Source organism: Variovorax soli NBRC 106424, from assembly GCF_001591385.1.
GTDB classification, from domain to species: domain Bacteria; phylum Pseudomonadota; class Gammaproteobacteria; order Burkholderiales; family Burkholderiaceae_C; genus Variovorax; species Variovorax soli.
This window is the reverse complement of sequence record NZ_BCUU01000134.1, coordinates 1-11,609: the sequence shown is the minus strand read 5'-3', so window position 1 is coordinate 11,609 and position 11,609 is coordinate 1. Positions and strand designations below refer to the sequence as shown.

The following is an 11,609-nucleotide window of genomic DNA, read 5'->3' as shown; positions in this document are numbered from 1 at the left end:
CCCGCCGCCGCGTAGCCGGCCAGCCGCCCGAGGTGGAACAGTGCATGCGGCAGCACGGCCTCGGCCGATGGCGAAGCGCCAGCGCATCCGGCCGGCTGCGCGCGCACCAGGCGAATCACGCCCTGGGCCGGCGCCGCGCACATGGCCACGCAATGCGGGCTGCCCGCCAGGCCCATCAGCAAGGCCGCGACTGCGAGGGCCGATTGCTCCATGCCAGAGGCCCGCTGCGGTTCAGACCAGCCGCGAGAACCGCGCCCGGTTGCGGTCGGCCTGGAGGTAGCGGTCGAACACCATGGCGATGGCGCGCACGAAGAACCAGCCAGTCTCCGTCACTTCCAGCTCGTGGTCGCGCAGCTTCACCAGGCCCTGGGCCACCAGCGGCCCCAGCGCCGCCAGCTCGGGCGCGAAGCGGTCGGCAAAGTCCACCAGGTGCGCCTGGCCGATGGCGGCGAAGTCCACCTTGCCCTGGCACATGATGGCCATGATCACGGCGCGCCGCAGCACGTCGTCTCGCGTGAGCGCCAGGCCCCGCTCCACCGGCAGGCGGCCCTGGTCGAGGTGGTCGTAGTAGGCGTCCAGCGTCTTGGCGTTCTGGCTGTAGGTGGCGCCCACGTGGCCGATGGCCGACACGCCCAGCGCCACCAGGTCGCAGTCCGGCTGCGTGCTGTAGCCCTGGAAGTTGCGGTGCAGCAGGCCCTGGCGCTTGGCCACGGCCAGCGGATCGCCCGGCAGCGCGAAGTGGTCCATGCCGATGTACACATAGCCCGCGGCGCACAGCGTCTCGATGGCCTGCGACAGCATCTGCACCTTGTCGGCCGGGCTGGGCAGCTCATCGGCCGAGATGCGCCGCTGCGCCTTGAAGCGCTCCGGCAGGTGCGCATAGGCATACAGGGCAATGCGCTCGGGCCGCAACTCGCACACCTGCTGCAGCGTGCGCTCGAAGCTGGCCACCGTCTGCCGCGGCAGGCCGTGGATCAGGTCGAGGTTGATCGACGCAAAACCCAGTTCGCGCGCGGCCCCCATCAGCGCCGTGACCGTCGAGAGCGGCTGGACGCGGTGCACGGCCTGCTGCACCGCCGGGTCGAAGTCCTGCACGCCCAGGCTCAGGCGGTTGAAGCCCATGCCTGCCAGGCGCGCCAGGCGAGCCGCATCGACGGTGCGCGGGTCGACCTCGATGGAGCGCTCGGCCTCGGGCAGGAAGGTGAAGGCCGACTGCAGCAGCCCCATCAGCCGGCCCAGCTGCGCATCGTCCATGAAGGTGGGCGAACCCCCGCCCAGGTGCAGCTGGCTCACCGGCAGGCCTCGGCCCAGTTGGGCGGTCTGGAGTTCGATCTCCTTGGCCAGGTAGTCCAGGTAGCGGTCGGCGCGCTCGTGGTGGCGGGTGATGACCTTGTTGCAGGCGCAGTAGTAGCAGAGCGACTCGCAAAAAGGAATGTGCACGTACAGCGACAGCGCAGCCGAGTTCTTGGCCCCGATGGTGCGGCGCTGGTGCAGCGCGGCGGCGTAGTCCTCTTCGGTGAAGGCCTCGACGAAGCGGTCGGCCGTGGGGTAGGAGGTGTAGCGCGGCCCGCCGCCTTCGAAGCGCTTGAGAAGCGCCGGGGAGACCCGGGAAACGTGCCGGCCCTCGGGCGGCAAGGCCTGCGCGGCGGCCGGCGGCACGGGGCGAAGAATCTGGGCTTGCATGAGGCCAATGTGCCCGCGGCTTGTCCGAGCTGCCTTGACGTGTATCAAACCCTGTGCGCGTGGATTGCCGGACAATTGTCAACAACCATGATCTGCGACAAGACTTCCTTCCAGGTCGTTTGTTCCAACTGCAACCTGCGCGAGCTGTGCATGCCCGTGGGCCTGCAGCCCGAGGAACTGCGACGCATCGACGGCCTGGTGGCATCGCGCAAGCGCCTGAAGCGGCGCGAGGCGCTGTTCCGCAACGGCGAGAAGTTCGAATCGCTCTACGCCATCCGCACCGGCACCTTCAAGACCTGCGTGGCCAGCGAGGACGGCCGCGACCAGGTCACCGGCTTCCAGATGGCCGGCGAGATCCTCGGCCTGGACGGCATCGTGAGCGACCAGTACAACTGCGACGCCGTGGCGCTGGAAGACGCCGAGGTCTGCGTGATTCCCTTCGGCAGCATCGAGACGCTCTCGCGCGACGTGCCCGCGCTGCAGCGGCATGTGCACCAGATCATGAGCCGCGAGATCGTGCGCGACCACGGCGTGATGCTGCTCCTGGGCAGCATGCGGGCCGAGGAGCGGCTGGCGGTGTTTTTGCTGAACCTGCTGCAGCGCCTGCATGCGCGCGGCTTCTCGCGCTCCGAGGTGCTGCTTCGCATGTCGCGCGAGGAGATCGGCAGCTACCTGGGCCTGAAGCTGGAAACGGTCAGCCGCACCCTGTCCAAGTTCGCCGAAGACGGCATCCTGGACGTGCAGCAGCGCCACCTGCGCATCCTGGACGTGGATGCGCTGCAGCGCATGGTCAATCCCTGATTCCGATCAGTTCCTGTTCTTGTTGTTGACCGGCAGGTCCTTGTCGGGCGTCATGGCGTGGTTGCGGCCCATCTGGGCGGGCACCTGCGCCTTGTCGACGGCGGCGGCGCGCTGCCCCAGCGCCAGCCCCTTGCGGTAGTAGTCGGGGTCGACCACCGCGTCGGGCCGGGCCATGGCGATCCACAGCATGAAGAAGCCGCCGACGACCACCGCGGCCGGCAGCCCCACCACCAGCCACATCGCGGGCGTCTTCCACCACGGCAGGCCGGGGGCGTTGTTCATGTCTTGCGTTGCGTTCATCGCGGCACCAGGAAGATGGATTTCTCGGACACATGCAGGCTGCCGTCGGCATTGCCCACGTCGAAGTACACCGGGTGCGAGCCCGGCGGCGCCTGCTCGGCGGGCAGCTGCAGCCGCACCGCCACCCAGCGCGCCTCAGCCGGGCCCACGGCATAGGGCTCGTCGGCCGCCACCAACAGGCCCGCCAGGCCATGGGCCTGCACGCGCAGCACCTGCTCCTTCTCGGTGGCGTTCATCAGCTGCAGCCGGTACACGTTCTCCAGCCGGCCGCCGGCCACGATGCGCGCCAGCGCGGCGCGGTCGCGCACCACGTCCACCTTCAGCGGCATGCGCACCACCAGGCTGGCCGCCAGGCCCAGGCCCAGCGCCAGCAGCACCACGCCGTAGACCAGCACGCGGGGCCGCAGTACCCGGCGCAGCATGCGGGCGCGGTCCCAGCCCTGGGCCAGGCCGTTCTCGGTGGAATAGCGGATCAGCCCGCGCGGGCGCGCGACCTTGTCCATGACCTGGTTGCACGCATCCACGCACAGGCCGCAGCCGATGCATTCGTACTGCTGGCCCTTGCGGATGTCGATGCCGGTGGGGCACACCTGCACGCACAGGCTGCAGTCGATGCAGTCGCCCCGGGCGCGCGCCAGCGCCGCGGGCCGGCCCTTGTCCAGCGGGCCGCGCGGCTCGCCGCGCGCGGGGTCGTAGCTCACGATGAGGGTGTCGCGGTCGAACATGGCGCCCTGGAAGCGGGCATAGGGGCACATGTACTTGCACACCTGCTCGCGCATGAAGCCCGCATTGCCATAGGTGGCCAGGCCGTAGAACAGCACCCAGAAGATTTCCCAGCCGCCCATTCGCGTCTGCAGGAAGGCCAGGGCCAGCTCGCGGATGGGCGTGAAGTAGCCCACGAAGGTGAAGCCGGTCCACAAGGCCATGGCCAGCCACACGATGTGCTTGAACCACTTCTTGACCAGCTTTTCGAGCGAGAGCGCGCCGCCGTCGAGCCGGATGCGCGCGCTGCGCTCGCCCTCCACATGGCGCTCCACCCACAGGAAGATCTCGGAGTACACCGTCTGCGGGCAGGCATAGCCGCACCACAGCCGCCCCGCCACCGCGGTGAACAGGAACAGCGACAGCGCCGACACCACCAGCAGGCCCGACAGGTAGATCAGGTCCTGCGGATACAGCACCAGCCCCAGGATGTAGAAGCGCCGCGAGGCCAGGTCGAACAGCAGCGCCTGGCGCCCGCCCCACTCCAGCCACGGCATGCCGTAGAAGAACAGCTGCGTGGCCCACACCATGGCCCAGCGCCAGTTGTTGAAGTAGCCGGCAATGGTGCGCGGGTAGATCTTGCGCGTGGCGGCGTACAGGCGCACCTGCTGCTCGGGCCCAGGCTCGGGCACGATGGGAATGCGCCTTCGCGCCTTGCCGCCGGATGCGTGGGCCATCAGGGCGCGGGCTTGTTCGACAGGCCCCAGACGTACGCGGCCACCACCTTGATCTGCGCTTCGGTCAGGCGGCCTTCCTGTGCGGGCATCTCGTTGTGCTTGCCGTTGTTGATGATGTTGACGATGGCCTCTTCGCCAAAGCCGTGCAGCCACACGTCGTCGTTCAGGCGCGGGGCGCCCAGCGCGGTGTTGCCCACGCCGCCGATGCCGTGGCATGCCGCGCAGGCGGTGAACTTGGAGCGGCCCAGGCCCGCGCGCACCGAGTCGGTGGAACGGCCCGACAGGCTCAGCACGTACTGCGCGAGGTTGCGCACGTCGTCGGGCGTGCCCACCGCCGCGGCCATGGGCGGCATCACGCCCACCCGGCCCTTGGTGATGGTCTGCACGATGGCCTCGGGCGTGCCGCCGTGCAGCCAGTCGGTGTCGGCCAGGTTCGGAAAACCCTTGCTGCCGCGCGCGTCCGACGCGTGGCACTGCGCGCAGTTGTTCATGAAGATGCGCTCGCCGATGGCATGCGCCTGGGCATTGCCCGCGATCTTCTCCACCGGCATGTCGCTGTAGGCGGCATAGACGGCCGACAGGGCCTCGCCCGCCTTGGCCTGTTCGTCGCCATACTGCGCGGCTGCGCTCCAGCCCAGGCGCCCCTGCGAAGAACCCAGGCCCGGGTACAGCGCCAGGTAGCCCAGCCCGAACACGATGGTCAGCACGAACAGGCCCACCCACCACAGCGGCAGCGGGTTGTTGGCCTCGCGCAGGTCCTCGTCCCACACGTGGCCGGTGGTGTTGTCGTCACGCAGCGGCACCTTCTTGCGGGCGGTGACCCACAGCAGCAGTGCGCAGGCCGCAATGCCGCCCAGCGTGGCCCAGGTGACGTAGCTGGCCCAGAAGGCATGGAGAAAGTCGCTCATCGCAGGCCCCCCGGTTCCTGTTGTTGTTCGTCTTCGAAGGGCAGCCTGGCCGCCTCTTCGAAGCGGCGGACGTTGTGCCGCGAATAGGCCCACAGCACGATGCCCATGAAGAGCAGGAAGCAGGCGACGGTGGCGCCGATGCGCAGTTGGTTGATGTCCATGGCGTGGCTTCCTTGTGGGCTACTTGAGCGCCAGGCCCAGCGACTGCAGGTAGGCGATGGTGGCTTCCATCTCCGTCTTGCCCTGCACCTGTGCGGGTGCGGCGGCGATCTCTTCGTCGGTGTAGGGCACGCCCACCCGGCGCAGCGCCCGCATGCGCGCAGGCAGCGCATCGGCATCGACCACGTTGCTGTTGAGCCACGGGTAGGCCGGCATGTTCGACTCGGGCACCAGGTCGCGCGGGTTGGTCAGGTGGATGCGGTGCCACTCGTCGCTGTAGCGGCCGCCCACGCGGTGCAGGTCGGGGCCGGTGCGCTTGCTGCCCCACTGGAAGGGGTGGTCGTACACGAACTCGCCCGCCACCGAGTAGTGGCCGTAGCGCAGCGTTTCCGAGCGCAGCGGACGCACCATCTGCGAGTGGCAGCCGTAGCAGCCTTCGCGCAGGTACACGTCGCGGCCTGCCAGCTGCAGCGCGCTGTAGGGCTTCACGCCTTCGATGGGCTGCGTGGTCGAGCGCTGGAAGAACAGCGGCACGATCTCGACCGCGCCGCCGATGGCCACCACGATCAGGATCAGCACGATCATCAGGAAGTTGTTGGTCTCCACCCGCTCGTGGGTGAAGCCGCGCGGGGTGTCGTTGTTGGCAGTGCTCATGTTGTTCTTCTTCGCGGTTCAGGCGTGCGAGGGCGCCAGGGCCGGCACCGCGACGCGGGCCGAGACGCCGGTCATGACGGTCATCCACACGTTCCAGGCCATGAGCAGCATGCCGCCCAGGTACAGCAGGCCCCCGACCAGGCGCACCAGGTAGAACGGGAAGGTGGCCTTCACGCTTTCGACGAAGGTGTAGGCCAGCGTGCCGTCGGGGTTCACCGAGCGCCACATCAGCCCCTGCATCACGCCGGCGATCCACATGGCGGCGATGTAGAGCACCACGCCGACCGTGGAGATCCAGAAATGCACTTCCACCGCCTTCATGCTGTACATGGCGTTGCGGCCGTACAGGCGCGGAATGAGGTAGTACAGCGAGCCCATGGTGATGAACCCGACCCAGCCGAGCGCCCCGGCATGCACGTGGGCAATGCCCCAGTCGGTGTAGTGGCTCAGCGAGTTGACCGTCTTGATGGACATCATCGGCCCCTCGAAGGTGGCCATGCCGTAGAAGGACAGCGCCACGATCAGGAAGCGCAGCACCGGGTCGGTACGCAGCTTGTGCCAGGCGCCCGACAGCGTCATCACGCCGTTGATCATTCCGCCCCAGCTGGGCGCCAGCAGGATGAGCGAGAACACCATGCCCAGCGACTGCGTCCAGTCGGGCAAGGCGGTGTAGTGCAGGTGGTGCGGGCCCGCCCACATGTAGGTGAAGATGAGCGCCCAGAAGTGCACGATGGACAGCCGGTACGAATACACCGGCCGCCCCGCCTGCTTGGGGATGTAGTAGTACATCATCCCCAGAAAGCCGGCGGTGAGGAAGAAGCCCACCGCGTTGTGGCCGTACCACCACTGCACCATGGCGTCCTGCACGCCCGAATACACCGAGTAGCTCTTCATCCACCCGGCCGGCATCGAGGCGCCGTTGACGATGTGCAGCAGCGCCACCGCGATGATGAAGGCGCCGTAGAACCAGTTGGCCACGTAGATGTGGCGCACCCGGCGCTTGGCGATGGTGCCGAAGAAGACGATGGCGTAGGCCACCCACACCACCGCGATGGCGATGGTGAGGGGCCACTCCAGCTCCGCGTATTCCTTGCCGCGCGTGTAGCCCATGGGCAGGCTGATGGCGGCGCCCACGATGATGGCCTGCCAGCCCCAGAACACGAAGGACGCGAGCCCCGGCGCGAACAGCCGCGCCTGGCAGGTGCGCTGCACCACGTGGAAGCTGGTCGCCATCAGCGCGCAGCCGCCGAAGGCGAAGATCACCGCGTTGGTATGCAGCGGCCGCAGGCGCCCGTAGCTGAGCCACGGAATGTCGAGGTTGAGCTGCGGCCAGGTGAGCTGCGCGGCGATCACCACGCCCACCAGCATGCCCACCACGCCCCACACCACGGCCATGAAGGCCAGCTGGCGCACCACCGTGTCTTCGTAGATCAGCGGTGGTGGCGAATGGCTGTCTTGTATTGCTTGCATGGGGCCTCTTCTCCGTATGTCTTTTCTTGCTGGCGCCAGTGTGGTGCGCAAGAAGAAGCGGCCGTTTGATGCAGATCAATCGTCGTGCAGGATGCGCTCGCCTTCGCGCTCGACGTCGTCGAATTGGCCACGCTCCACCGCCCAGTACAGCGCGGCCAGCACCATCAGCACCAGGCCGACGGAGAAGGGAATGAGGAGAAAGAGGATGTCCACGGGCGCAGCGTCTTTCTCTTATGCCGTGGCCCGCAACAGGCTTCTTCGTGAAAGCCGCGCGGCATTGGCCACCACCACGAGCGAGCTCAGCGCCATGCCCAGGCCGGCCACCCATGCGGGCATCCAGCCGGCCAGGGCGATGGGGATGCACAGCGCGTTGTAGCCAGCGGCCCAGGCCAGGTTCTGGCGGACCACGCGCAGCGTGGCGCGCGACTGCAGCCAGGCCCGCTCGATCACGCCCAGCTCGCCGCCCAGCGCGATGAAGTCCGCACGCGCCTGCGCCAGCGGCGCGGCCTGCGGGCCGAAGGCCAGCGAGACGTCGGCACGCGCCAGCACGGGGCCGTCATTGAGGCCGTCGCCCACCATCAGCACGCGCCGGCCTTGGGCCTGCAGCGCCTGCAGGTAGCGCAGCTTGTCCTCGGGCGTGCAGGCGCCCTGCACGGCGTCGATGCCCACGCGCTGCGCCAGTTCGCGCGCCGCCTCGGGCCGGTCGCCGGAGAGCAGGTGCACCTGCAGGCCGTGCGCTTTGAGCGACTTCACCGTCTGCGCCGCATCGGGGCGCAGGTCTTCGTTGAGCACGAAGCTCGCGGCCCAGCCCCATTCGTCCGACAGGTGCACCTGGATGGCGGACACGTCCAATGCCGCGGCGCCGCACCACGCGGCCGAGCCCAGGCGCATGTGCTGGATGCGCTGGCCGCCATTGGCGCCGTCGCACAAGGTGGCCTGCACGCCCTGCCCGCCTTGCTCGGTGGCCTGCTGCAGGCGCCATCGGTTGTCGTCGGGCTGCGCCGCCTCGCGCCATGCGGCGGCCAGGCCGCGCGCCGCCGGATGCAGCGATGCCGCCGCGATGGTGGCAGCCCGCGCCAAGGCCTCGCGCGGGCGCATGCCTTCGCGGCAATAGATGCGCACCAGCCGCGGCGGATCGCGGGTGAGCGTGCCGGTCTTGTCGAACACCACGGTGTCGATGCCGGCCAACGTTTCCAGCGCTGGCAGCTCGCGCACCAGGAGGCCGCCGCGCGCGAGCGAGCCGGCACTGGACAGCATGGCCGCAGGCACCGCCAGCGACAGGGCACACGGGCAGGTGACGATGAGCACCGACACGGCCACCATCAGCGCCTGCCCATGGCCGGCCGGCCACCACAGCATCGCGCTCAAGGCCGCGGCGGCCAGCACCACGAGCAGAAAGGGCCGCGCCACCCGGTCGGCCAGGCGCAGCAGGCGGGGCTTGCCGTGCGAGGCGCTTTCCATCAGGGCCACGATGCCCGCGAAGCGCGTGTCTTCGCCCAGGGCCTGCACCTTCATGCGCACGGGCGAACTCAGGTTGTGGGCGCCGGCCAGCACCCGCTCGCCGGCCTTGCGTGCCAGCGGGCGCGACTCGCCGGAAAGCAGCGCCTCGCTCACCGTGGTCGCGCCTTCGAGCAGCAGGCCGTCCGCCACGAAGCGCTCGCCGGGCAGCACCTGCAGCACGTCGCCGGTTGCGAGCCGGCCCACCGGCACGCGCTCGAAGCCGCCGTCGCCGTCGGGCCGCAGGCGCAGGGCGGTCTCGGGCATGCGGTTGAGCAGCGTGTCCAGCGCGCCGGCCGAGCGCTCGCGCAGGCGCGCCTCGAGCAGCCGGCCGCTGAGCAGGAAGAACACGAACATGGTGAGCGAATCGAAGTACACCTCCTGCCCGAGCGGACCGCCGGGATCGAAGGTGGCCACGCTGCTCACGCCGAAGGTGATGGCAATGCCCAATGCCACCGGCAAATCCATGCCCATGCGGCCGCTGCGCAGGTCGCGCAGCGCGCCGCGCAAGAAGGGGCCGCTGGAAAAGAAAAGCACCGGCAGGCTCAGCACCCACGAGGCCCAGCGCAGCAACTGCGCGCTGTCGGGCGCCAGCTCGCCGGGCTGGGCGGTGTACGCGGGGTAGGCGTACATCATCACCTGCATCATGCAAAGGCCCGCGACCAGCCAGCGCCAGAGCGCCAGGCGCGATTCGCGCCGCTGCAGCGCGGCTTGCCGCGACGAGGTGGCCGGCACCAGGCCGTAGCCGGCGCTGCGAACCGCGTCGAGCCACAGCGAGGGACGCGTATCGGCCGGGCGCCAGCGCATGCGCACGCGCTGGCGGGCGGCGTCCACATGCACCCGCTCCACGCCGGGCAGGCCGGACAGCGCGGCCTCCACCGTGAACGAGCATGCGGCGCAGTGCATGCCTTCGATGAGGAACTGGGATTCCCAGAGTGGGGGCGATGGGTCGTTGCCGCCGAGGTCCGGGCGCGGCTTGTTCAGCGGGCGGCCGAAGGAGGCCCACTGCTGCGGGTCGTCGAGCAGATGGTCATCACCGTCGCCGCCGTCTGCAGCGGATGCGCGCGGCTGCCCGCCGCCGGCGCGGCCGGCCGGATCGAGCGCAAGGGTGGCGGGCATGCGTGGAGGCTATGCGGCGGCGCTGCGCGGCGGGTTGATCTGAATCAAGGTCTCTGCGTTCGGATGGGAAGGCTTGAGACGCTCACCATGGCAGAGGGTTGTGTGCACCCACTCAAGGACAGGCAGAAGTACTCACGGCAACTGGTCACACCCGCAATGTGATCTGCATCACAGTTTCTGCGCACGGTCCCCAGCCCGGCAGCGGTAGATTTGCTGCCTAACTGAGAAACCCCGTGCCCGAAGTTGTCGAAGATTGCCCCCGTTGCGGTGCGCCCAAGGTGAGCTTCGACGTGAGGGCGATGGCCGTCGTCGACGTCCACAGCGGCTGGATGCGCGAGTTCGAGGCTTTTTGTCTTTGCAGCGAATGCGGCAGGTCGACCGTCTTCGTCCTCCACGACCGACACGCATGCAGCGCCGACGTGTTCAGCGCCTCGACCTTCCAGCAAGTCCACGCCCTCAGCGACCACGTCAGGTCGGTTCGGCACATCTCGCAGCGCGACGAAGGGCGCATGGCGCTCACGCCGGCCGAGATTTCCTTGCTCGACTTCACAAGAGATCTGCTCAGCGGACTGAACAGCAGCAGCGAGTTGAAAACTCAAAGCCCCCTGTCATGAGCAGACACTTGCCCGCTCAACGGGGCGAGCCATTCATTCAATGCGCCTGTTCGGGCGCCGAAAGCGCCGAGCCCATCGACTGGAACAAGGCCAACAGCTCGGCCACCGTCGGCAGCGTGTCGAACGGCCCGCCGCTCCACACATAGCGCACCACCCCGCCGCGGTCCACCGCCACCACCAGCTGTGTCGGCTGGAAGCTGCCCATGCGCAAAGCCGGAATCGGCGGCGGCGATTTCTCGCCGTGCAGCAGCAGGTCGTGCGCCACCATGGCGGACGAGGTCACCCAGTTCTCGGCCATCGCGCCCAGGCTCTGCTTTTCCATCACCACACCATAGGCTTCGTGCACGCGCCGGTCCGCGTCGCACAGATACGGCGTGGCCAGGTGGTAGTTGCGGAAATAGACGTCCGCCTCTTTCTGCGTGTTGTGGGTGATTTGCAGCACCTCGGCATCCAGCGCGACAAAGTCCGCATACGACTGGCTCAGGCGCGCCATGTTGCGGCGGCAGAAGGGGCAGAAAAGGCCCTTGGAAAACCACAGCAGCGGCGTCTTGCGGCCCCGGTAGTCCGACAGCGCGATCTCGCCGCCGCCCGCTGCGGGCAGCCGGAACTCGGGGGCGGCCTCGCCGACGGCCGGATGGGGATGGTGCGTGGTCTGTTCCATGGTGGACCCGAGGAGAAAACGCGCGCCCCATGATGGACGAAGCCAGCCCCAGCGGCAAGCGCCATCGCCGGCCGGCTCGGTTGCTCAGTTGCAGTGGATGAACTGGCCGCGGGTCTGGCACAGCCTTCCGTCCGGGCTGATCAGCCTCGAGCCGTTGCCGCCCGTGCTGTCGTAGCGGTTGCCCTGGCTGTCCCAGCAGCCGCCGGCGTTGCAGTTGCTCAACGGCGCAGGGGCCGGGGCCGGCGGCGGCGCGGCAGGTGGCGGAGGCGGTCGAACACGCTGCGGCTGTTGCTGTCCGGCCGCC

Annotated in this window: 13 protein-coding genes and 1 pseudogene; 2 read left to right on the top strand and 12 right to left on the bottom strand. The window is 68.8% G+C overall.

Annotated elements, in window-relative coordinates; genetic code table 11:
* Both VSO01S_RS24230 and hemN read right to left on the bottom strand, forming a co-directional pair.
* On the bottom strand, nt 1-212 hold a 212-nt coding region (locus VSO01S_RS24230), incomplete at its 3' end, for an urease accessory protein UreH domain-containing protein (protein WP_161944472.1).
* Between the two features lie 19 nt (nt 213-231).
* On the bottom strand, nt 232-1,683 hold the full coding sequence (gene hemN / locus VSO01S_RS24225; RefSeq protein WP_084242090.1) for an oxygen-independent coproporphyrinogen III oxidase: 1,452 nt from the start codon (nt 1,681-1,683) through the stop codon (nt 232-234).
* 87 nt (nt 1,684-1,770) lie between these two features.
* Here hemN and VSO01S_RS24220 point away from each other — a divergent pair, with 87 nt between their 5' ends.
* Nucleotides 1,771-2,484 carry a helix-turn-helix domain-containing protein gene (locus tag VSO01S_RS24220; protein ID WP_068645346.1) on the top strand — a complete coding sequence of 238 codons (714 nt, stop codon included), beginning with the start codon at nt 1,771-1,773 and terminating at the stop codon, nt 2,482-2,484.
* A 6-nt stretch (nt 2,485-2,490) separates the two neighbouring features.
* On the opposite strand, the gene VSO01S_RS24215 is transcribed toward VSO01S_RS24220, so the two are convergent.
* The 8 genes from VSO01S_RS24215 to VSO01S_RS24180 all read right to left on the bottom strand — a co-directional run bounded on the left by VSO01S_RS24215 (nt 2,491) and on the right by VSO01S_RS24180 (nt 10,030).
* The gene (locus VSO01S_RS24215) at nt 2,491-2,784 is read right to left on the bottom strand and encodes a FixH family protein (RefSeq protein WP_084242089.1); all 294 of its coding nucleotides are present in this window, start codon (nt 2,782-2,784) and stop codon (nt 2,491-2,493) included.
* Nucleotides 2,781-4,223, bottom strand: coding sequence for a cytochrome c oxidase accessory protein CcoG (ccoG, locus tag VSO01S_RS24210; protein ID WP_068645344.1), 1,443 nt, complete (start codon nt 4,221-4,223; stop codon nt 2,781-2,783). Before ccoG ends, VSO01S_RS24215 begins: the two co-directional genes overlap by 4 nt.
* Nucleotides 4,223-5,131 (bottom strand): cytochrome-c oxidase, cbb3-type subunit III, encoded by a 909-nt coding sequence (gene ccoP, locus VSO01S_RS24205; protein WP_068645343.1) that lies wholly within the window; start codon nt 5,129-5,131, stop codon nt 4,223-4,225. The genes ccoG and ccoP overlap by 1 nt, the downstream gene beginning before the upstream one ends.
* Nucleotides 5,128-5,292, bottom strand: a complete 165-nt coding sequence (locus VSO01S_RS24200; protein WP_068645342.1) for a cbb3-type cytochrome oxidase subunit 3 — start codon at nt 5,290-5,292, stop codon at nt 5,128-5,130. Before VSO01S_RS24200 ends, ccoP begins: the two co-directional genes overlap by 4 nt.
* Before the next feature lie 19 nt (nt 5,293-5,311).
* Nucleotides 5,312-5,944, bottom strand: coding sequence for a cytochrome-c oxidase, cbb3-type subunit II (ccoO, locus tag VSO01S_RS24195; protein ID WP_068645341.1), 633 nt, complete (start codon nt 5,942-5,944; stop codon nt 5,312-5,314).
* Nucleotides 5,945-5,962: 18 nt separating this feature from the next.
* Complete coding sequence (ccoN, locus tag VSO01S_RS24190) at nt 5,963-7,414, bottom strand: cytochrome-c oxidase, cbb3-type subunit I (RefSeq protein WP_068645340.1); 1,452 nt, start codon at nt 7,412-7,414, stop codon at nt 5,963-5,965.
* A gap of 75 nt (nt 7,415-7,489) precedes the next feature.
* Complete coding sequence (ccoS, locus tag VSO01S_RS24185; protein WP_068645339.1) at nt 7,490-7,627, bottom strand: cbb3-type cytochrome oxidase assembly protein CcoS; 138 nt, start codon at nt 7,625-7,627, stop codon at nt 7,490-7,492.
* Nucleotides 7,628-7,645: 18 nt separating this feature from the next.
* Nucleotides 7,646-10,030 carry a heavy metal translocating P-type ATPase gene (locus VSO01S_RS24180; RefSeq protein ID WP_068645338.1) on the bottom strand — a complete coding sequence of 795 codons (2,385 nt, stop codon included), beginning with the start codon at nt 10,028-10,030 and terminating at the stop codon, nt 7,646-7,648.
* A 278-nt stretch (nt 10,031-10,308) separates the two neighbouring features.
* Between VSO01S_RS24180 and VSO01S_RS24175 the strand changes: the two genes are divergently transcribed.
* A complete protein-coding gene (locus VSO01S_RS24175) occupies nt 10,309-10,644 on the top strand; it encodes a hypothetical protein (protein WP_068645337.1) in 336 nt (111 codons plus the stop codon).
* A 37-nt stretch (nt 10,645-10,681) separates the two neighbouring features.
* Here VSO01S_RS24175 and VSO01S_RS24170 read toward each other — a convergent pair whose 3' ends face one another.
* The gene (locus VSO01S_RS24170) at nt 10,682-11,305 is read right to left on the bottom strand and encodes a peroxiredoxin family protein (protein WP_068645336.1); all 624 of its coding nucleotides are present in this window, start codon (nt 11,303-11,305) and stop codon (nt 10,682-10,684) included.
* An 84-nt stretch (nt 11,306-11,389) separates the two neighbouring features.
* A pseudogene (locus VSO01S_RS27910) lies at nt 11,390-11,609 on the bottom strand (hypothetical protein); the annotation flags it as partial.

What these genes read in the sequence shown, in the direction of transcription:
- hemN (WP_084242090.1), bottom strand. Translation starts at nt 1,683, where the DNA reads ATGCAAGCCCAGATTCTTCGCCCCGTGCCGCCGGCCGCCGCGCAGGCC.
- VSO01S_RS24220 (WP_068645346.1), top strand. Translation starts at nt 1,771, where the DNA reads ATGATCTGCGACAAGACTTCCTTCCAGGTCGTTTGTTCCAACTGCAAC.
- VSO01S_RS24215 (WP_084242089.1), bottom strand. Translation starts at nt 2,784, where the DNA reads ATGAACGCAACGCAAGACATGAACAACGCCCCCGGCCTGCCGTGGTGG.
- ccoG (WP_068645344.1), bottom strand. Translation starts at nt 4,223, where the DNA reads ATGGCCCACGCATCCGGCGGCAAGGCGCGAAGGCGCATTCCCATCGTG.
- ccoP (WP_068645343.1), bottom strand. Translation starts at nt 5,131, where the DNA reads ATGAGCGACTTTCTCCATGCCTTCTGGGCCAGCTACGTCACCTGGGCC.
- VSO01S_RS24200 (WP_068645342.1), bottom strand. Translation starts at nt 5,292, where the DNA reads ATGGACATCAACCAACTGCGCATCGGCGCCACCGTCGCCTGCTTCCTG.
- ccoO (WP_068645341.1), bottom strand. Translation starts at nt 5,944, where the DNA reads ATGAGCACTGCCAACAACGACACCCCGCGCGGCTTCACCCACGAGCGG.
- ccoN (WP_068645340.1), bottom strand. Translation starts at nt 7,414, where the DNA reads ATGCAAGCAATACAAGACAGCCATTCGCCACCACCGCTGATCTACGAA.
- VSO01S_RS24180 (WP_068645338.1), bottom strand. Translation starts at nt 10,030, where the DNA reads ATGCCCGCCACCCTTGCGCTCGATCCGGCCGGCCGCGCCGGCGGCGGG.
- VSO01S_RS24170 (WP_068645336.1), bottom strand. Translation starts at nt 11,305, where the DNA reads ATGGAACAGACCACGCACCATCCCCATCCGGCCGTCGGCGAGGCCGCC.